The 19,072-nt window shown below is 52.5% G+C and carries 16 protein-coding genes; 5 read left to right on the forward strand and 11 right to left on the reverse strand.

Annotated features, from left to right (window positions below; all coding sequences use genetic code 11):
- Positions 1–42: 42 nt before the first annotated feature.
- The 5 genes from speB to BWM17_RS08295 all read right to left on the reverse strand — a co-directional run bounded on the left by speB (position 43) and on the right by BWM17_RS08295 (position 6,643).
- The gene (gene speB, locus BWM17_RS08275; protein WP_309493452.1) at positions 43–936 is read right to left on the reverse strand and encodes an agmatinase; all 894 of its coding nucleotides are present in this window, start codon (positions 934–936) and stop codon (positions 43–45) included.
- Positions 933–1,925 (reverse strand): deoxyhypusine synthase family protein, encoded by a 993-nt coding sequence (locus tag BWM17_RS08280; RefSeq protein ID WP_309493453.1) that lies wholly within the window; start codon positions 1,923–1,925, stop codon positions 933–935. Before BWM17_RS08280 ends, speB begins: the two co-directional genes overlap by 4 nt.
- 140 nt (positions 1,926–2,065) lie before the next feature.
- On the reverse strand, positions 2,066–4,048 hold the full coding sequence (locus BWM17_RS08285; RefSeq protein WP_309493454.1) for a molybdopterin biosynthesis protein: 1,983 nt from the start codon (positions 4,046–4,048) through the stop codon (positions 2,066–2,068).
- A complete protein-coding gene (gene glp, locus BWM17_RS08290; protein ID WP_309493455.1) occupies positions 4,041–5,345 on the reverse strand; it encodes a gephyrin-like molybdotransferase Glp in 1,305 nt (434 codons plus the stop codon). The genes BWM17_RS08285 and glp overlap by 8 nt, the downstream gene beginning before the upstream one ends.
- Positions 5,346–5,455: 110 nt before the next feature.
- Positions 5,456–6,643: an FprA family A-type flavoprotein gene (locus tag BWM17_RS08295; RefSeq protein WP_309493456.1), complete on the reverse strand. Its 1,188-nt coding sequence runs from the start codon at positions 6,641–6,643 to the stop codon at positions 5,456–5,458.
- 127 nt (positions 6,644–6,770) lie between these two features.
- Here BWM17_RS08295 and BWM17_RS08300 point away from each other — a divergent pair, with 127 nt between their 5' ends.
- Positions 6,771–7,400: an NYN domain-containing protein gene (locus tag BWM17_RS08300; protein WP_309493457.1), complete on the forward strand. Its 630-nt coding sequence runs from the start codon at positions 6,771–6,773 to the stop codon at positions 7,398–7,400.
- 8 nt (positions 7,401–7,408) lie between these two features.
- On the opposite strand, the gene BWM17_RS08305 is transcribed toward BWM17_RS08300, so the two are convergent.
- On the reverse strand, positions 7,409–8,386 hold the full coding sequence (locus BWM17_RS08305) for a zinc metalloprotease HtpX (RefSeq protein WP_309493458.1): 978 nt from the start codon (positions 8,384–8,386) through the stop codon (positions 7,409–7,411).
- A 174-nt stretch (positions 8,387–8,560) separates the two neighbouring features.
- On the opposite strand from BWM17_RS08305, the gene BWM17_RS08310 reads away from it, so the two are divergent.
- The 4 genes from BWM17_RS08310 to BWM17_RS08325 are packed head-to-tail and all read left to right on the forward strand — an operon-like array spanning position 8,561 to position 12,125.
- The gene (locus BWM17_RS08310) at positions 8,561–10,156 is read left to right on the forward strand and encodes an FAD-dependent oxidoreductase (protein WP_309493459.1); all 1,596 of its coding nucleotides are present in this window, start codon (positions 8,561–8,563) and stop codon (positions 10,154–10,156) included.
- 6 nt (positions 10,157–10,162) lie between these two features.
- Positions 10,163–10,648: a 4Fe-4S dicluster domain-containing protein gene (locus tag BWM17_RS08315; protein ID WP_309493460.1), complete on the forward strand. Its 486-nt coding sequence runs from the start codon at positions 10,163–10,165 to the stop codon at positions 10,646–10,648.
- A 6-nt stretch (positions 10,649–10,654) separates the two neighbouring features.
- The gene (locus BWM17_RS08320) at positions 10,655–10,942 is read left to right on the forward strand and encodes a (2Fe-2S)-binding protein (protein ID WP_309493461.1); all 288 of its coding nucleotides are present in this window, start codon (positions 10,655–10,657) and stop codon (positions 10,940–10,942) included.
- Complete coding sequence (locus BWM17_RS08325; RefSeq protein ID WP_309493462.1) at positions 10,926–12,125, forward strand: FAD-binding oxidoreductase; 1,200 nt, start codon at positions 10,926–10,928, stop codon at positions 12,123–12,125. The genes BWM17_RS08320 and BWM17_RS08325 overlap by 17 nt, the downstream gene beginning before the upstream one ends.
- Here BWM17_RS08325 and purE read toward each other — a convergent pair.
- From purE to purL, 5 genes are read right to left on the reverse strand one after another with little or no spacing between them, the layout of a single operon-like run.
- On the reverse strand, positions 12,085–12,510 hold the full coding sequence (gene purE, locus BWM17_RS08330) for a 5-(carboxyamino)imidazole ribonucleotide mutase (RefSeq protein ID WP_309493463.1): 426 nt from the start codon (positions 12,508–12,510) through the stop codon (positions 12,085–12,087). The genes BWM17_RS08325 and purE overlap by 41 nt on opposite strands.
- A 17-nt stretch (positions 12,511–12,527) precedes the next feature.
- Positions 12,528–14,015 carry a phosphoribosylamine--glycine ligase gene (purD, locus tag BWM17_RS08335; protein ID WP_309493464.1) on the reverse strand — a complete coding sequence of 496 codons (1,488 nt, stop codon included), beginning with the start codon at positions 14,013–14,015 and terminating at the stop codon, positions 12,528–12,530.
- Positions 14,002–15,411, reverse strand: a complete 1,410-nt coding sequence (locus BWM17_RS08340; protein WP_309493465.1) for an amidophosphoribosyltransferase — start codon at positions 15,409–15,411, stop codon at positions 14,002–14,004. Before BWM17_RS08340 ends, purD begins: the two co-directional genes overlap by 14 nt.
- Complete coding sequence (gene purF, locus BWM17_RS08345; protein ID WP_309493467.1) at positions 15,408–16,844, reverse strand: amidophosphoribosyltransferase; 1,437 nt, start codon at positions 16,842–16,844, stop codon at positions 15,408–15,410. Before purF ends, BWM17_RS08340 begins: the two co-directional genes overlap by 4 nt.
- Positions 16,841–19,069 carry a phosphoribosylformylglycinamidine synthase subunit PurL gene (purL, locus tag BWM17_RS08350; RefSeq protein ID WP_309493468.1) on the reverse strand — a complete coding sequence of 743 codons (2,229 nt, stop codon included), beginning with the start codon at positions 19,067–19,069 and terminating at the stop codon, positions 16,841–16,843. Before purL ends, purF begins: the two co-directional genes overlap by 4 nt.
- Between the last annotated feature and the right edge of the window lie 3 nt (positions 19,070–19,072).

A 19,072-nucleotide genomic window follows, 5' to 3' on the forward strand; every position in this document is an offset into this window, starting at 1 on the left:
AGGCGATGATTAATAAGTTTTTGCTGCCCCACGGCCACTCAGTCAATCAAACTTTTTCGCCTCCAGCAAGCACAAGGCTTCAAATATTATCTTCGCACCAAGGACGGCTGTGATGCCGCTGTCGTATCTTGGGGCTATTTCAACCAAGTCGAAGCCTTTCGCTTTCCCGTTTACCACCCCCCTCAGAATCTCCAAGAGAAGATGGGAGTTCAGCCCCTCCGGCTCAGGGTTTCCGACGGCGGGAGCGAAAGCAGGGTCCAATACGTCCATGTCGACGGTGAAGTAGGAGGACTTGAAGCTTCGGAGAAAATCCCTGATGTTTCCAGCAGCCCAAGCGGAGCCTTGGCTGAGGATCTGGTCGGAAGTCAGGTATCTGATTTTCCGGCTTTCCACGTAAGCCAAGTCCTCCTTGCACACCGCCCTGACACCTGCGAAAATAATTCTATCAGGCCCTATTTTCTCCGCCAGTCTCCTCATGAAGGTGGTGTGGGAAAATTTTTTCCCCTCATACTCGTCTCGAAGGTCGAAGTGAGCGTCAAAAGAAACTATTCCCGTATCCTTGGGCAAGGATTCGACTGCTGAAAAAGTTAGGGTATGCTCTCCACCTAAGACCACCGGCTTCTTCCCAGCTTGAAAAATCCTTGAAACCACTTCCTTCAGATTCGAAAAGGATTCAGCCACATCTTCAGAGACAGCCACGTCGCCAGCGTCGTGGATTTTAAGGTCCTCTAAGAAGACCCGGGTTCGGAGGCTGTAGGTTTCGATGTTGAGGGAGGCCTCCCTCAGAGCATTAGGTCCCTCCCGCGCCCCAAAACGGTAAGTGCTGGTGAGGTCGAAGGGAAACCCCACAACGACGTAATCGGCTTCGGAGAAAGGAAGCGACAGACCGGAAAAGGGGGAGGGCGGAGATGTTAAGAGGGTCTTTTTCCAGTTCACTTCTCAAATATTCTCTCCATCACGGCTGCCACCATTATGGGGAAGCAGATGGTGGTGTCACCGATAACCTGAACGTAGCTGGCTTTACTTTTAACCTTACCCCAAGACACAGCCTCCTCCAAAGTGGCTCCCGATAGCCCTCCGGGTTCAGGGCGGTCCATGGTTATCTGTATGGCGTAGTCCAATTTTTTACCCGTGGTGAAAGCTGCTTGAAAGATGAAGTTTTTCGGAACTCCTCCTCCGAGAACCAAGGCACCCGTTTTTTTAGAGGCTCTAAACATTTCAAAGAAGTTCTCCATGTCGCCCATGACATCCAATTGAATTTTCGGAACCTCCTTCACGCTTGGATATTTTCTATCCCACAACAACCCAAAACAGGAGTCGTTGAGAGCCGGAACGTAAATCGGCTTATCAGCCTTGTAGGCTGCGTAGATTATCGAGTCTTCACAAGGTTTCATCAGCATGCCAACTTTTTTAAAAAACTCAGAGATCGACAGCCTAGGCGAGTTTTTGTTTTTCATCATTTCCCCGTAGATTTCTTGACAGATGCCCAGCATCGGCTTATCGAAACAGTCGACAAAATACTGATCCGGAATGAAGACATCGTATATTCTGTCGATTTTCTCGGAATAAAGTTTGCTGTCGTCGGTTTGACAGGTTCCCTTAAAATGTCGACCTCCGTAGGCTTCAACGAAGTCGTGAACCATGTTGGCTCCGGTGCTGACAATGACGTCTACCATGTCTCTCTTGATCATTTCGATGACGATCTGCTTCATCCCGGCGGGAACCATGGCGCCTGAAAAACCAAAAAAAATAGTAGCATCATCTCTCAGCATCTGCTCATAAATGTCAACAGCCTTAGCCAGCCTTCCAGCTCCAAAGCTTCCAGACCTACCCATTTCAAGGATGAGTTGATTTACAGTCATGCCGCACCTCAACTTCACCGGCTCAACAACATCCTTACAGAATTCATGAGCCGTCTTAATCACACCTATAAGTTTTTAACAATTCTTAAACTGGAAATGGAAATATAAAATTTTCTAAGAAAATACTTGAAGACCCGGAACAGAATTTTGGATCTCAAAAAAAACCTCGCATCTGAAACGTTTCGAGGCTGGTTTGAATTTTATCAGAAAATCCTTTTACCTGTTTCTTCGCCTACTTTTAACCCAGGTCTTCGAGCTGTCAGCATCTCTTGAAATTCTTTTGAACTCAGAATTTTCAGGAAAGCTTGAACTGCAGGCTTGTTAAGCCTGTCTAACCTTATGGCGAAGTCGTAGTTTTCATCCTTTAGATGAACGTAGTCTAGACCGTTCAGGCGGGCCACAGTCTCTATGGCCAATCCCACGTCGGCTTTTCCGTGCAGGATGGCCGTCGCTAGAGCTGAGTGGGATTTGACTTCGAAGGTGTATCCCTTAATTTTACGGATTAAGTCTTCAAAATCAACCCGCTTTTTCTTCGCTACTTCCTTTATATAAAAATCCAGCAGAATTCTGGTTCCGGAGCCTGTGTTCCTGTTCACCAAGGTTACATCCTCTCTCCAAAGGTCTTCTAGGCTACGGATCCCTTTCGGGTTTCTCCTTGCCACCACCAGTCCCTGCCTTCGGATGTAACCCCTCACCAAGGCTGCTTTCCCTTCAAGGCCGAATTTTTTCATAAACGACACATTGTAGTCTCCGGTTTCTCCATTCAGCAGGTGGATGCCTGCCATGTCAACTTCACCCCTCCTAAGGGCGGACAGGCCTCCACTAGAGCCGAGGTTGATTATCTTGAGTTTAAAGCTGGGATTTTGCTGAAGGAACAACTCAGCGGCCACATCCAAGCCTAAGCAGTGGCTTCCCCCTATCACCAAGTCCGCAGGCTTAAACTGGGATCCGAAAATCCTAACCTGAACGCTTTCCCCCTCCTCTAGGAAAACTCTTCCCTCAGGAATTTCAATAAAGCCGTCAGCCTCGGCTAAAGTGGATATGGCCCCTGAACCCCCGACGGTGGGGAAAACGATGAACGCTTCCCCCGCCTGAATTATGTGCACTGGCAGAAAGTTCCTCCTCCCGGGGGTAGAGAAGATTCTTTCCCCCGCCTTGGCTTCAAGGACTTTCCCCTCAACCCACGGGCTTAAGCCGGCCATCTGTCTGAGAACAGGTTGGACGAGTATGTTGAAAATCATCAGCGCCGAGGTGGGATAGCCCGGCAGCCCAAAGATAGGCTTACCTTGGATCAAGGCAATGATAGTTGGCTTTCCCGGCTTCACCAACACCCCGTGGACCAGTATGCCGGGTTTTCCAAGGCTGTCCAAGATTCTGTAGAGAATGTCTCCTGCGCCAGCTGAGGTTCCTCCGGAAACTAGGACGACGTCGCTTGTTTCAAGCGCCAGCTGGATCCGCTTCTTCAAGGCTTGGGCTTCATCGCCAACTACCCCTAGGAAGCGGGGTTCACAGCCGCATTCCAGAACGGATGCGGAGAGGGTGTAATTGTTGATGTCATAGATTTTACCGTAAGGTAAAGGTTGACCTATAGGGGTAATCTCGTTGCCTGTGGAAACCACGGCGACCACAGGTTTTCTGTAACATTTTACCTCCGAGATGCCTAAGGCTGCCAGAACCCCTATTTCTACGGGAGTTAAAACCGTCGACTTTCTCAGCACAAGCTCCCCAGCCATCATGTCGGAGCCGGCTGCCATAATGTTCTCCCCGGTGGTAACAGGCCTGTAGACTTCGAGGGAATCGCCCGCGGATGACGTATACTCCACCATGACAACAGCGTTCGCCCCCGGCGGCAGAGGCGCTCCTGTAGCGATTTCCACCGCCTCCCCTTTCTGCAAGGTGAAGGGGGGCTCTTCTCCAGCTTGGAGCCGTCCCACTATTTTGAGCCTCACAGCTTTGTCCTCTTCAGCGTTGTAGGTGTCCTCCGCCTTGACAGCGTAGCCGTCCATGGCAGCCCTGTCAAAAGGTGGAATATCTAAGGGGGCTTCCACATCTTCTGCTGTAACCCTCCCCAAGGCCTCCGTCAACTTTACTGTCTCAACTCCCACTGGTTTCGGTTCAAAGTGCTCTCGCAGTTTCCTACCTGCTTCCTCAAGGGAGAGGAGATCCCGGAAAATTTTTCTAGCCATAAGCTGGCTCCTCCAGACTTCTCAGCAAGGTAACCTTCACGGTTTCCCCTTTTTCTATTCCTTCCTTTTCTTCAGGCACCACCACTAAGCCTTGGGCTTTAACCATGGAGGATATTATTCCAGCTCCTGTGATTCTGATAGGTTCAGCCTCATAGCCTTCTCCCGTCTTTCTTAAAGCAACTCGGACAAAGTCTCTGACGCCGGGATGGGAAGGTACTCTCCTCGCCATCTTCGCCTCCACAGTGTAGCCGGATATTTCAGGCAGAGAAGTCCCCAGCATTTTCCCAATAATCCCCTGCACAAACAAGTAGAAGGTCACCATAGCGGCCACAGGATAGCCGGGTAAAAGCACCACAGGCTTTTCCCCCACAGCCGCCAAAGCAACAGGTTTGCCCGGGCGAATGGCCACTCCGTGAACAACAATACAGGAGTCGGGGAAAGACCTCAGAGCTTCGACCACTAGGTCCCTAGCCCCCACAGAGGTGCCGCCGGATAGTACGGTGAGGTCCGCTTTTCTCAGACCCTCCTCCATCTTGGCCTTGATGGAGTTCAAGTCTTCGGAGGCTATGCCTAGGTCTAGAGGCGTGCACCCCAGTTCCGCTATCGCAGCCAACAGGAAATAACGGTTTGAATCGAAGGTTTTTCCACTCTCAGCCGGCACTCCAGGCTCGACAAGTTCGTTGCCCGTGGAGGCCACAGCGACCACAGGCTTTTTGACCACTTTAACCTTCCCTTTTCCCAAAGCGGCTAGAAGAGCTAAGTCCTGAGGCTTCAAAGCTAAGCCCTTGGTTAGGACAACTTCCCCCTTCCGGACGTCCTCTCCAACCTTGGAAACATTCTGCCCCTGACTCACTGTTCGGTAAACTTCTAGGATGCCGGAATCATGGAGGTTGGTGTACTCTAACATGATAACCGCGTCAGCACCTTCAGGCAGGGGAGCTCCTGTCCAGACTCTCACCGCCTGCCCTTTTTTGACAATGAGCTCTGCCTTCCTTCCCACCTCCACTGTTCCAACCACGTCCAAAAGAACCGGGTTGGTGGCAGAAGCCCCTGAAGTGTCCTCCGCCTTGACGGCGTAGCCGTCCATGGCAGCCCTGTCAAAAGGTGGAATATCCACTTCAGCCGTGAGGTTTTGGGCTAAAACCCGCCCCGCAGCATCGGAAATCGGAACCTCCTCAGCATCGCGGACTTTAATTTGAACCGTCGTGAAGTATCGGTCTAGGGCTTCTGCCGCCTTCAAGGATTCAGCGAATCCTTTCAACTTAACATCTCGCATGTTTTCTGAGATAGGGGACATGACTTTATACATCCCTGTTTAAGATAGACTGAAAAACACAGCCTCATAAGGATATACATTATGCCTAATGCGAAAGACCCGGAGAAAGACTTTGGAGACAACGTCTTAAGTTAAATTTTTCTGGCAAATTCTTCTCCGTACTCCAAGCATTTTCGGGTTTCTTCCTCGTCTGGAACCCATTTGACAGTCAAGCCGGGGGACAGTATCTCTATTCCCGCCTGCCGGAGGGCTTCTTCAATATGCCTCACCGCACCTCCACCCCACCCGTAGGAGCCAAAGGCGGCTGCAACTTTTTTCCTAGGCTTTAACCCCTTTAGGTCTTCGAGGAAGGATGCAAGAGTTGGGAGGATGCCGCTGTTGATGGTAGAGGAGCCTACTAGGAGGCCTTTAGCTTCAAGAAGCTCCCTAATCAGGGCTCCTCGGTCTGAGAGCGGCAGCCTGAACAGCCTTACTTCAACGCCTTCCCTGCGGATGCCTTCGACGATGGCTTTAGCCATCTTCTCCGTGCTGCCCCACATAGTATCGTAGACGACTAGGATTTTCTTTTCAGCCTCTCCCCGAGCCCAACAGAGGTAGGCTTCAAGGATCTTCGCTGGGTTGCTCCGCCAAATGACACCATGGCTTGGAGCTATCATGGCGACACTCAGGTTTCGTTGCTGAAGTTCCTCTATTTTCTTTATCACCAAGGAGCTGAAAGGCCAGAGGATGTTGGCGTAATATTTAGCCGCCTCCTCCATTAGAATGTTCTCATCCACCTCGTCGTCAAACCGCTTTGAGGTTGCCAGATGCTGGCCGAAGGCGTCGTTGGGCAAAAGCAGACCGTCTTTTCCTACATAGGTGAACATGCTGTCAGGCCAGTGCAACATGGGAGCCTCTATGAAGCTTAGAGTCCTTTCGCCGAGGTTTATTTCGTCCCCGGTTTTTACCACCTGAAAATTCCAGTCTCTGAAAAAATAGTGTTTAAGTAATCCCTCTTTACATCTGGCCGTGCCTACCACCTTTGCCTTCGGAGCGAACTTTAAAACTTCGGCTAGGGCTCCGGAATGGTCCGTCTCCACATGGTTGATGACGATGTAGTCAATTTTTTCGGGTTCCACTATCTCCCTGATTCTCTCCATCATTTCCCCTCCAAAAGGGGCGTAGACACAGTCCACCAAGACTATTTTTCCGTCCACAATGAGGTAGGCGTTGTAGGTTGTCCCCCGAGGTGTGGAGTAAGTGAAGCCGTGGAAGTTTCTGACGTTCCAGTCCACCGCACCGACCCAGTAAATGTTTTCTAGAACCTCAACCGGCTTCATAAAGGACCGCCTGATTTCAGAGAATGTTATCTTAGCTCCGATAAGAGTTTTCCTCTCCCCCACCTTTCAGCCTACTGCGGAGTGAAGTGATTAGCTTAAATAGGCGGCTTCGGAAAACTATAAAATCATGGCCCAGTATGGGTTTACTCCCCCTGCCGCATTCAGGCCTGTGATGGTTTTCATCGACGGAGGCTATGTGCGGGAGATTTTCAGGGAAAAATTCGGCCATGATAGCATAGACTTTCATAGATTGGTCACCATCATGAACGAATATCCTTTTCGAGGAAAAAGCATTCAAGGAGAACTGCTGAGAGCCTACTACTACGACGCCATAGTCGAGCAGACGGAAGACCCCCATCTGTTCAGCAGACAGCAGGCTTACTTTGACAATATTGAAAAGTCTCCCGACATCCAAGTTAGGCTGGGAAGACTGATTCGAACCCATGCGGGTTACAGGCAGAAAGGCGTGGATGTGCTACTGGCCATTGATATGCTGAGCATGGCCTTCCAAAACCGCTACGAAATCGCCATTTTTCTGGGCGGAGACGACGACTTTGTAGACCTCATCGACGCCGTTAAAAATTCAGCCGGCAAGAGAGTTTTCGGCTTCTACTACCCTCACCGAATATCTAGACGGCTCTTCAATTCCTTTGACCAAAGATTCGAATTGGATGAAAACATTTTAAACAGCATTAAAAAACAGGGAGACCACTCTGCACCAGGAACAGACAAAAAAGGCGGGAACGCTAGGTTTTAGGGTCGAGTTCACCGCAGTTCTTGAAGAGCCTTAAGCCTTTTCACAATGTTTGGGTGGGTTGAGAAGATCTCCGCAAACCGGTCAGCCCAAGTAAGCCTCCGGGAGAGAATTTCGTTTACAAGCTGCTGATCCGATGCATATCGAGAATAATGGGAAAGTTCGACGACGTCTCTAGAAGCTCTGACAGGGTCGGCTATGAAGAGGGATTTGAAGCTGCTCAGGCTGCCTATTTCCCGCCCCTGATACCGCCTCATCCTCCCTGAGAAGCGAACGATCTTAGCCAAGCCTTCGGACAGTTTACGGGCGCCGTCCTCCACAATGCTGACACTGGTTCTGTCCGCGTAATACTCTCGGTATCGGCTTAAACCCAAGACGAAGAGAGAGAGAATCCAGTAGATGGCGAGGCAGGCGATGCCGATGAGGAAGGGCGCCGCTGCACCTTGCCCTCTTCTAGCTCCGTAGCCGCCGAACCAAGTGGAGAGCATGAGGGAATAGCCTAGGAAATAGAATATAGCCGGCAGAACGGAGACGAACATCATAATCTGCACATCTCGATGTTTGAGATGGCCTAACTCATGCCCTATCACGGCCTCCACCTCTTCCTCTTCCAAGTTCTTGAGCAGCCCCTCCGTTACCGCCACCCTGCTCCCTGTCAAGGGGGAACCGTAGGCAAAGGCATTGGGAATTGGAAGGCGGGCAATCATCAGCTTAGGCGTCGCTAGGTTTAGCTTCCGGCTTAGCCTTTCCACCATTCCATAGAGGCGACCGTGCTCCGACCTTGAAGCTTCCTTAGCCTTGTACATGGCCTCTATGAGTTTAGGGGCGAAAAGCCACTGGATGATGTTGAAGATGACCACGATGGGCATCAGAACCAAGAGACTGAGACTGCCGGTAAGAGTCAGAATGGCTGCGAAGAAAAGGGTGGAAGCTCCGATGATGAAAGCCAGCGTGCCGTACATGGAGAGGCGAAGCTTCAAAAGACTCATAGGGATACCCTCTCTCATTGAGAGAAGAAAAAGAGGTTTATAACTTTAACGTTGACACATTAAACCGCATTCAGTTAGCTGAATGCTCTTGGGGAAAGCTATTTAAGCAGACTTTGAAAAATACTGCTAACTCTTCCACCTCTAGTAATTGCCGAGAAGCGGAGAAGACCTCTGATGCAGGGAGAACGGTATTCCCCCCGTATTCAAGAACACCCCATTCTCAGCTTTGAAAGGGGGAGGAAAATAAAGTTCTTCTTCGACGGCCGGGAGATCGAAGCCTACGAAGGGGAAACCATTACGGCGGCCCTCTACGCGGCGGGGATAAGACAGCTCACCGAGAGCCTGAAATACAGGCGGCCTCGAGGGTTCTTCTGCGCCATAGGAAAATGCTCCAGCTGCCTAGCTCAAGTTGACGGTGTATCCAACGTCAAAACCTGCGTAACCTTGGTTAAGGAAGGCATGGATGTCAGATCCCAGAAAAGAAAATTTTCTCTCCTAGGCTCCTTGGTTTCAGCCGCCTTGAAGCGCGGCCTGTTTCCATCCGTCGGAGGCCATTACAAGAAGCTTGTGGGCGGCCCGCTTGTCTGGCCTCTGGCCCGGAGAGCCATAAAAGCCATGGCGGGATTCGGGGAATTCCCCGAACCTAACCCGACGCTGGGGAAGTTTCTTCCCAGCGAAACATGGGAAGGAGACTTGGTGGTGATAGGCGGCGGCCCCGCGGGTATTTCAGCGGCCCTCTACGGAGCTAAGCTGGGTTTGAAGGTGGCGTTGGTGGATGAAAACAGCCGCCTAGGGGGGCAACTGGTCAAGCAGACCCATCGCTTTTTCGGCTCTAAGGAATATTATGCTGGAACTAGGGGATTTGAGATTGGGAGAATTCTGGAAAAAGAAGCCGCCAGCTACAGTAACATCACCGTCTTGCTAGACACCACCGTCTTCGGCTTTTACCCCGGCAACATCTTGGGCGCAGTTCAGAAGATAGATTTCTGCAAGGAGAAGATGGTCAAGCTTAGAGCTAAAAGAATGGTCTTCGCCACCGGAGCCTACGAGAGAACTTTGATCTTCGAGAACAACGACCTGCCAGGGGTTATGGGAGCCGGAGGCGTTCAAACATTGATGAATGTTCAAGGGATAAGACCTGGGAAAAACGGCCTCATCATCGGAGCCGGCAATGTGGGCCTTATCCTCGCCTATCAACTGCTCCAAGCAGGGGTGAGGGTGGAGGCTGTTATTGAGGCCATGCCAGGGGTAGGCGGATATTTCGTCCACGCAGCCAAGATTAGGAGAGCTGGGGTTCCCATTCTCACCTCGCACACGATCCTGAAGGCATTGGGGAAGGGAAGCGTAGAAGGCGCTGTGGTGGCCAAGCTTGACGACAAGTGGAATCCCCTTCCCGGCAGCGAGAAAGAACTAGAATGCGACTTTATCTGTGTGGCCGTGGGGTTGCATCCCAGCTTTGAACTCCCCTACCAAGCGGGTTGTCAGCTGAAGTACGTGCCTGAGCTGGGGGGAATGGTTCCCGTCCACGACCAATGGATGGAAACCTCGGTTCCCGGGATCTACATCGCTGGAGACACTTCAGGCATTGAAGAGGCCAGCACCGCCATTCTAGGGGGGAGAATAGCCGGCCTCTCCGCCGGCTTATCCTTGGTTAAAGACCGAGAAGCGGAAAAGTTGCGATCGGAATTCGTGAAAGCCCTAGAAGAGTTCAGGGACAATCCTCTAAGCGCAAAAATCAGGGAAGGAAAGAAAAAGGCTCAACCGAGGTGAAGTAGGGTGGAGAAGCGTCTGAGGCAGGGCTTCATCACCTCAGAGGACCTGAAAAACCTGCCCGACAAGGAGCGGTTGAAGAAGGGCTGGGTTGCCGTGATCGAATGTCCTCAAAACATTCCCTGCGACGCCTGTATCTACGCGTGTAAAACCCAAGCTTTGGAGATGAAGACGGTGGCAGACCTACCTGTGATAAACTACGATAAATGCATAGGATGCTTCCAGTGCATGCACGCCTGCCCAGGCGTAGCCATCTTCATGGTGCGCCTAACCGATGACGGAAAAGGCATGGTCAGTCTACCCTACGAGTTCACCGACCTCCCTAAAGCGGGGGAAACCGTGGACCTCCTCAACCGGTTAGGAGAGAAGCTGGGTCCAGCTAGGGTGATTAGAACCTTCAGCATGGGTAAGGACGCCGCCAAGTCAAGTTACGTCACCGTGGAAACTGCGCCTGAACTGATATGGGATGCAAGGTTCATTCGAAGAAGGTGAAAACAGGTGGGAAAAGGAAAGGAGATAGTTTGTTTCTGCGAGGACGTATCCAAGGAAGAAATCGTGAAAGCCATCAAAATGGGCTTCAAGGACTTGGAAACCTTGAAAAGGTTCACAGGCATCAGCACTGGGCCCTGCCAAGGGAAATCATGCCTTTTCCAAGTCATGAGAATTCTAGCCCAAATGGAAGGCAAAAAAATGGAGGAAATGGCGACCACGACCATCAGGCCGCCGGCAAGGCCTATCCTCATAGGCGCGCTGGCCGAGGGGGAAACCCGTGCTGGAGAAGGCTGAGGTTGTCGTAATAGGCGGGGGAGTCGTCGGCTTATCCGTAGCCTACAACCTAGTCAAGCGAGGCGTGGGAAAAGTCTCCGTGCTAGAGAGGAGATACCTCGGAAGCGGAGCGTCCACCCGGAACTGCTGCGGAATCCGAAGCCAGTTTGGAGCTGAGGAAAACATCCGACTGGCTAGGGAAAGTAAAAAAATTTTCCAAGGTCTCACCGCCGAGCTGGGCTTCAACATCCTCCACATTAAAGGAGGCTGTATGATGCTGGCGTCGACGCCGGAGGAGGCTGAGATCCTAGAACGGAATGTTCGGCTTCAAAACCGTTTAGGTGTGAACACTAGGCTTCTGAACCCCGGAGAGCTTCGAGCACGGTTTCCCTATCTGAACCCTGATAAGATTAGGGCAGCCTCTTTCGACCCCACGGACAGTAAGGCTCACCATGACGCGGTGGTCATGGCCTACAGTGAAGCCTGCAGAAGGCTGGGCGTGGAGCTTAACACCTACACCGAAGTCAAAGGCTTCAAGGTGGAGGGGAAAGCCATCAGGGCGGTGAAAACTAGCCGGGGGGAGGTAAAATGCTCCCGGGTGGTTAACGCGGCTGGAGTGTGGTCTCGGCAGGTGGCCAGAATGGCCGGGGTCAACCTTCCTAACAGGCCTCTGAGGGCGGAGGGAATGGTTACAGAGCCTTTCCATTATTTTCTCGACCCCACCATCGTTCATCTCAACGGGCCCTTGGAGCTTACTCAAACTTTGAGAGGTGAGCTGGTAGGCGGGCTGGCGGACGGGGAAGATTTTTCCCTAAACCTTAACTCCAGCCTAAGCTTCGCGGAAAACTTCTGCAAAAGAGCAGTGGAAATCTTCCCCCGGCTGAAGTTCGCCAACCTCATGAGGCAGTGGGCTGGGTACTTCGACGTAACCCCCGACGGAAGCCCCGTCCTCGGCCCAGCGGAGGAGGTGGAAAACTTCTTCCAAGCCAATGGTTTCAGCGGCCACGGTTTCACGCTGGCCCCGGTGGTAGGAAGGCTTTTAGCTGAAGTGATAGCGAAGGGGAAAGCAACCCCATCCCTCGAACCTTTCTATCCCAGCAGATTTAGGGAGGGTAAGCTCATCGTGGAGAATACCGCCCCCGTCGACCGGCTGAGCTGGGCTTCTACACTTCCAGAAGCCTCTTCTTCAGCGCCGAGTCGTTGAGGGCTAGGATTCGGGCTGCGAGCCAAGCTGCGTTTTCTCCATTGTCGATGCCCACGCAGGCGGTGGGGACTCCCTTGGGCATTTGAACCATAGAGAGCAGAGCGTCGAGGCCTCCCAGCTTCACGCTTTTGGGCACCCCTATGACGGGTTTGAGGGTTCGGGAGGCGATGAAGCCGGGAAGATGCGCGGAGAGGCCGGCTATGCCTATAAAAACTTCTGCCTCTGACTTTTCCAAGTATTTCTCCAGTTCCTTGGGGGTTCGGTGGGCGGAGAGAACTTTGACCTCATAGGGTATGCCCAAGGTTTTTAGGATTTTTTCTGCCTTGGAAGCTATGTCCCTGTCGTTTTCGCTTCCCATCAGAATAGATACTTTGACTTTCCTCATTTTTATTCAAATCCTCTTCAGGCTTTTAGGACGAGTTTACCTTTTCTGGGAATCCATTCGACGGTTTTCCCCACCAGCCCTTTTTTAGCCCTGTACTTGTAGACAGCCCGCATAAGCTGGGCCTGCTCTATTCTGACTTCCAGAAGTTCCCTTGAGCCAATGTCGCTTCGGTGATAAACACCCCAGCCGTCTCCCAGTTTCACGTAGGGCATGCAGGCTTCGGCCTTTTCCCCAGCCTCCATGATGGTTTCGCCTTTGGCGAAGATTTCCACCAGCCGGGAGCCGCCTGAATAGATGGCGCCGTCAGGTTTCTGGTCGGTGGATGCGAAGTAAACTCGGCCTCCATGCCTTCTGATGGCTTCGAGGTCTATGGAGAGAGGGTGACCTTTGGCCAGCTCTCTCTGGTCCGGATAGCCTCTTGGAGAGACACATTTCACCACGGAGGCAGCATTCTCCAACTCCAGCCTGATTTTGTGGAGTTTCTCATCGAGGATGGCCTCGCATATTTCCACCATGTCGGTTTTCAGAAGGGGAAGCACGTTGACTGCCTCCGGGTCTCCCAGCCGGGAGTAGAATTCGATGATGGTGGGGCCCCAGCTGGCTGTGAGCATCATCTGCCCTGAAACCACTCCCTTGTATTTTTCTCCTGTTTCCGCCTCCACCGCCTTCACGCACTTGTTCACAATGCTGACAGACTGCCGGTATTCCTCCATGGTGATGAAAGGGAGGAGAGGACCTTTCCCTGCGATGGAACCCATTCCCCCAGTTTCAGGACCTATGTCCATTTCGAAGGCGTTTTTGTTGTCTTGAACTAAGGGCAGAGGTCTGACGGTTCTGCCGTCGGTGAAGGCTTGAAGCGTGTACTCAGGCCCGTCTACTTTTTCTTCAATGAGGATGCGGTCTTCGATGTCCGTGTAATCTTTCATGTGTTCGCTGTAGATGATTTTAGCATGTTCTTCTTTGACGTGGGATTTCTCCGCGCTTAGGTAGGCTTGGAGGTCTGCCACCACTTTGACCCCCTTCCCTCCCGCCTGTCTCGCAGGCTTTAAAGCTAAGCTTTCCGCGTACTCCCGCAGATAGGCGACGGCTTCGCTTACCTCCTTGAAAACCTTGAACCTCAGCCTTCCGGGGATCTTATACTTCCACATAAGCCTTCTCATGGAAGCCTTGGACATCTCCAACTCCGCAGGACCCTTCTTCGCCCCCACGCAGGGTATTCCCGCCTTCTCCAAGGTGTCAGCCACACCGTGGAAAAGAGGCTCCTCAGGCCCTACGAAAACCCAATCCACATGGAATTTTTCAGCCGCCTCCCAGACAGTTTGAGGGTTCTTGGAATCCCCTAGGAAAACTTCGCCGCCTGTTTTTTGGCAGAGGGACGCTATGCCTGGATTGTTCAGCCTCATAACAGCGTAAAGCCTAGGGTTTTGGGGGCTGCGGCAGATAGCTTCCGCTATGGCGTGCTCTCTGCCGCCTTCACCGACTAGCAAGACCTTAACGGCCATCATCAGCGCCTCCCTCTTCTGGTGGAAGAGGATACTTACCTGAAAAACATCCCAAACACAGACGGCTTTTGGGAATGCCTAGGGCGTCGGTTAACCCTCGAAGACTCAGCCAGTGGAAACTGTCCGCCCCCACCACCTTTCCCACCTCTCCCGGAGTTAGGTTAGCAGCTATGAGTTCGTCTTCCGGAGGAACTTCAGTGCCGTAGGGGCATGAGGCCACCAGTCTAGGGCTGCCCACCCGGACGTGAATTTCCTTAGCGCCCATTCTATTCCTCATGAGGCTCACCGTGTTTTTGGTGGTTGTCCCTCGGACGACGCTGTCGTCGACGAGAACTATTTTTTTCCCCGCCATAGCAGTCTTGATGGGGTTGAGTTTAAGCTGAACTCCCACCAGCCTTTCAAATTGAGTGGGCTTGATGGCGCTTCTGACCCTTCTCCCTGTCTGCACAAAACCCAGACCTAGGGGAGTTCCTGTTTCGTTGGAGTAGGCAACCGCAAAGGGGATGGCTGTCTCCGGGACACCTAACACCACCTCCGCATCCCTGACAGGGTTTTCTTTCGCCAGTCTTTTCCCGATCTCCATTCTCGCGTTGTAGACGCTGCTTCCGTTGATCCAAGAATCAGGCCTAGCGAGATAGACGTGTTCAAAGGCGCAATAGCTGGGCTGAGGCTTCACAGCCTGTTTTCTTTTGATGCTTTGGGAGTCGAAATAGTAGATTTCCCCCGGCTTTAGGTCGCTTTTGAAATCCGCCCCTATGACGTCCACAGCACAGCTTTCGGAGGCTACAACCCCGTAGTCAAAGCCGAAGCTTCCTATGGTTAAAGGCTTAACCCCTCGGGGATCCCGGGCGGCCACCATTTCACCTTTTCCTGTTAAGATAACAGTCGAGTATACGCCTTTCACCGTCTTCATCAGCTCAGCCATGGCGTCTAGGGGATGCTTTTCCTCCAATTCTCGGGAGAAAAGAGCTGCGAAAAGTTCAGCTTCGCTTTGGGGAACAAAGGGCTTGACCCTTCCTGTCAATTCCTTAACATTGAGAATTTTTCCATCGAAACATAAGGCAACTTTTTGAGGCCCCTCTACCAGCGCAGGCTGGATTTTTCCAAGCTCTTTCTCTGGCATAGCTGTTACGCAGCCTATGCCCATCCATCCTTTCAGGGCCTCTATGATTTTAGGCTCTGAGAACACTTGGTCTACGAGGCCTGGGGCCTTGTGATGGTAGAGGTTTCCATTCCCTGCGGAGGTGACAATTCCGCAGGTTTCTTGACCCCTGTGCTGGAGAGCCATGAGGCCGTAGTAGAGGAAGCGAGCCATCTTCCAAAGGCGGCTGAAGCCGTAAATGCCTATTATTCCACTGCCCACGGTAGACGGCCTCCTTCTTTCACCTCTAAACTTCATCCTTCCGCTTCAATGTATCGGACGCCTTCTGCAGGCATCTTCACCCGCATTCTATCGGCTAGCCTTTGGGCCTTAGGAGTAGGGTAGACGCCTGTTAAACAGGCCAAGCAGAGCTCTTCTTCCCTCAGGCCTATGGCTTCCACCAGTCCTCGGACAGTTTGATACTCCAAGGAGTCAGCCCCTATAAGGCGGCGTATTTCCTCCACAGTTTTCTGGGATGCGATAAGTTCTTGGTGGGTCGCTATATCTATGCCGTAAAAACAAGGGGAGATCAGAGGGGGACAGGTTATTCGAACATGGACTTCCCTAGCCCCAGCCCTTCTGACCATGTCGACGATCTTCCGGATGGTGGTGCCCCTCACGATGCTGTCGTCCACGAGGATAACACGCTGCCCTCGGAGCACCGATTTTAGGGGGTTGAGCTTCATCTTCACCGCATCATCCCTCGCCGCCTGAACAGGCATGATGAAGGTTCTGTGAATGTAGCGGTTTTTAATCAAGCCTTCTGCCACTGGAAGGCTGCTCATCCTAGACATGCCTTCAGCCGCAGGCCTAGAGGTGTCAGGCACAGGCACTATCACATCGGCGTTGCAGTCGAAGTCCTTAGCTAATCTTTTTCCTAGGCTGATTCTCACATCGTAAACGCTTTTCCCCTCCATCACCGAATCAGGCCGGCTGAAGTAGACGTACTCAAACATGCAATGAGCCCTCCGACAGGGAGCAACGAACCGCTTCTTCACTAGGTGGGAATCCGTAATCAGCAGAGCTTCCCCCGGTTTAACATCCGACAGAAACTCGCCGCCAACCGAGTCCAAGGCCACACTCTCAGAGGCGCAGGCGGCAAAGTCTTCTCCCCTGCCATAGCACAGCGGCCTCAGCCCAAGGGGGTCCCGGAAGGCTAACAGTTCACTTTGGTCGGTTAGGCAGAGGGCGGCGTAGCCTCCCTCCACCACCTCAGCCAAGGCGGAGAGGGCCTCAAAAACGTCCCCTGTTTCCCTCCGCTTCTCCAAGAGAATGTTGAGCAAGATTTCAGCATCGGAGGACGACATGAGAGGAATACGTTTCTTCCACATCAGCCCTTTCAGCTCCATGTAGTTGACCAAGTTTCCGTTGTGGCAGAAGGCCATCTCCCCGATGCAGAAAGGCTGCGCATTGTCCACGGAGGAAAGACCCGTGGTCGAGTAGCGTACATGTCCCAAGCCTATTTTACCTCTGAGACTTAGGGCTTCCTTCAAAAGGGAGCCGCTTCCCACCAAGCCCATGGTTTTCTTGGCCACCAACCGGCCTTCAGGCTCAGCTAAGGCCATTCCAGCCGATTCTTGCCCCCTGTGCTGGAGGGCCATCAGGCCGGTGAAGATGCGGCCGGCCGCAGGCTGTGTGGTGCAGCATACTCCGAACACACCGCAGGCTTCCCGAGGATAGTCGTGGCTCAATTTTTTCCCTCCATGATCCTAGGAATAGCCTCCCTCCACCTTTCTTCGATCTCAGCCAAGTCAACTTGGATGACAGGGGTTCCGGAGGCTTGTAGGAGGAAGACGGCGTCATCCACCACTCTGCCTACCTTTCTGGCAGGTGCGCCTTCTCGGCTTGCCAACTTCAAAACCACATCAACATTTTCCTCGTTGACTGCGAGAATGAACCTTGAATAGGTCTCGGAAAAGAGCAGTTCGTCTTTACGGGTTACCCCTCTGCAAGGAACATGTTCCAACTCAATTTTCAATCCCAGTTTCCCTTGGACAGCCATCAGTGCCAGCGCCACGGCTAGACCGCCTTTGGAGCAGTCGTGGGCTGCGGAAACATACCCAGCTCGGATGGCCTTCAAAACAGTTTGAAGGGAGGCTTTCTCCCTAGCCGCCTCAGCTGCAGGAGGCCTGCCTTGGTTTATCCGGTGAATCTCGCAGTAATATTCTGAGCCACCCATCTCCGGGCGGGTCTCCCCCACCACCAGAACACAGTCTCCGGGGTTTTTGAGGGCTAGGGTTGTTATCCATTGAAGGTCTTCTATCAGTCCCAACATAACCACGACGGTAGAAGGCTTAACAGCCACCCCTGTCTCGCTGTCCTCGTTGTAGAAGCTGACATTTCCTCCCACGCATGGAATGCCCAAGCCTCTGCCCATGTAAGCTAGGCCTTCTATTCCTCTCTTAAACTGCCAAAAGATCTCCGGCTTTTCCGGATTGCCGAAGTTACAGCAGTCAGCATAGGCGACGGGTTCAGCTCCTACGCAGACCACATTCCTAGCTGCCTCCGCCAAGGCTCCGGCATGGCCGTAGAAGGGATCAAGGTAAGCGTGGCGGCTGTTACAATCAGCCTTGAGGGCTATGGCCTTGGGGATTTCAAGAAGCCGGAGCACGGCAGCATCACCTTCTCCGGGCTTCACCACCGACCTAACTCCCACCTCATGGTCATATTGCTGGAAGACCCACTCTTGGCTGGCTATGTTAGGCAAGGCCAGGAGGCTGAGGAAAACCTCGTTCAGATTCTCAGGTTCCTTGGGCGTCGGATAGTTCTGACCATCCGCCGGGAGGCTTGGCTCTTTGGCTTCTCTCCTGATAACAGGTGCTTGAGCTAAGATTTCGGAGGGAACTTCCGCCACCTTTTCACCTTGGAAGAAGACGGAAACATTGCCACCTTCCGTAACTTTTCCTACGATGGAGTAAGAGAGTCCGTATTTCTCGAAGACTCGGAGAACTTGGGAAAGCCCCTGAGGGTTGACGGCAAAAAGCATGCGTTCCTGAGACTCGGAAAGAACCAGCTCATAGGGAGTCATGCCTTCTTCCCTGACGTGAACACGGTCAAGGTTTAGCTCCACCCCTCTGCCTCCTTTAAAGGACATTTCTGACGCTGCACAGGTTAGGCCGCCTCCTCCCAGATCCTTCAACCCCCTAACCTGTCCTGTTTTCAAAGCTTCCAGAACAGCTTCTATCAGAAGCTTTTTGGTGAAGGGGTCGCCAATCTGAACCGCAGGCCTGTCTTCCTCCGACTGCTGTCCGATGGTTTTTGAGGCGAAGGTCACCCCGTGGATGCCGTCCCTTCCAGTGGGACCTCCCACTAAAACTAAAATGTCTCCAGGTTCCTTGAACTCAGCTAAGATAATGTCCTCTCTCTTCGCAAGCCCAACGCAGGCTACGTTGACCAAGCAGTTTGTTTCAAAGCTACTGTCAAACTCAACTTCCCCCGCCACCGTGGGAACCCCGATGCAGTTACCGTAGTCGCCTATCCCTCTCACCACATGCTTGAAAAGCCACTGGGTGCGCCCTGACCGGGGGTTCCCGAATCTCAGAGAGTCTAAAAGGGCAATAGGCCTGGCTCCAACGCAGAGGACATCCCTGACGATTCCTCCAACGCCTGTAGCGGCTCCGTTGTAAGGTTCGATGGCAGAGGGGTGGTTGTGGCTTTCAACCTTGAAGGCTACCACGTAGCCGTCCCCTATGTCCACGATGCCTGAATCGTAACCCGGCCCTACGACGACCCTTGGGGAACGTGAGGGCAACAAGCTCAGCATGGGTCGGCTGCTCTTGTAGGAGCAGTGTTCGGAATACATGATGTCGAACATGCCCCACTCTACCGGATTTGGCTCTCTTCCCAGCCGCTTCCTTATCTCCTCCGCTTCTTCCCTAGTTAGGTGGGTTTTTATGGGCGGTGATAGAGTGGACATGGT

It is taken from the genome of Candidatus Hecatella orcuttiae, assembly GCF_002009985.1.
GTDB classification, from domain to species: Archaea; Thermoproteota; Bathyarchaeia; order Hecatellales; family Hecatellaceae; genus Hecatella; species Hecatella orcuttiae.

What these genes read in the sequence shown, in the direction of transcription:
- BWM17_RS08285 (WP_309493454.1), bottom strand. Translation starts at nt 4,048, where the DNA reads ATGGCTAGAAAAATTTTCCGGGATCTCCTCTCCCTTGAGGAAGCAGGT.
- glp (WP_309493455.1), bottom strand. Translation starts at nt 5,345, where the DNA reads ATGTCCCCTATCTCAGAAAACATGCGAGATGTTAAGTTGAAAGGATTC.
- BWM17_RS08295 (WP_309493456.1), bottom strand. Translation starts at nt 6,643, where the DNA reads ATGAAGCCGGTTGAGGTTCTAGAAAACATTTACTGGGTCGGTGCGGTG.
- BWM17_RS08300 (WP_309493457.1), top strand. Translation starts at nt 6,771, where the DNA reads ATGGCCCAGTATGGGTTTACTCCCCCTGCCGCATTCAGGCCTGTGATG.
- BWM17_RS08305 (WP_309493458.1), bottom strand. Translation starts at nt 8,386, where the DNA reads ATGAGTCTTTTGAAGCTTCGCCTCTCCATGTACGGCACGCTGGCTTTC.
- BWM17_RS08310 (WP_309493459.1), top strand. Translation starts at nt 8,561, where the DNA reads ATGCAGGGAGAACGGTATTCCCCCCGTATTCAAGAACACCCCATTCTC.
- purE (WP_309493463.1), bottom strand. Translation starts at nt 12,510, where the DNA reads ATGAGGAAAGTCAAAGTATCTATTCTGATGGGAAGCGAAAACGACAGG.
- purD (WP_309493464.1), bottom strand. Translation starts at nt 14,015, where the DNA reads ATGATGGCCGTTAAGGTCTTGCTAGTCGGTGAAGGCGGCAGAGAGCAC.
- BWM17_RS08340 (WP_309493465.1), bottom strand. Translation starts at nt 15,411, where the DNA reads ATGAAGTTTAGAGGTGAAAGAAGGAGGCCGTCTACCGTGGGCAGTGGA.
- purL (WP_309493468.1), bottom strand. Translation starts at nt 19,069, where the DNA reads ATGTCCACTCTATCACCGCCCATAAAAACCCACCTAACTAGGGAAGAA.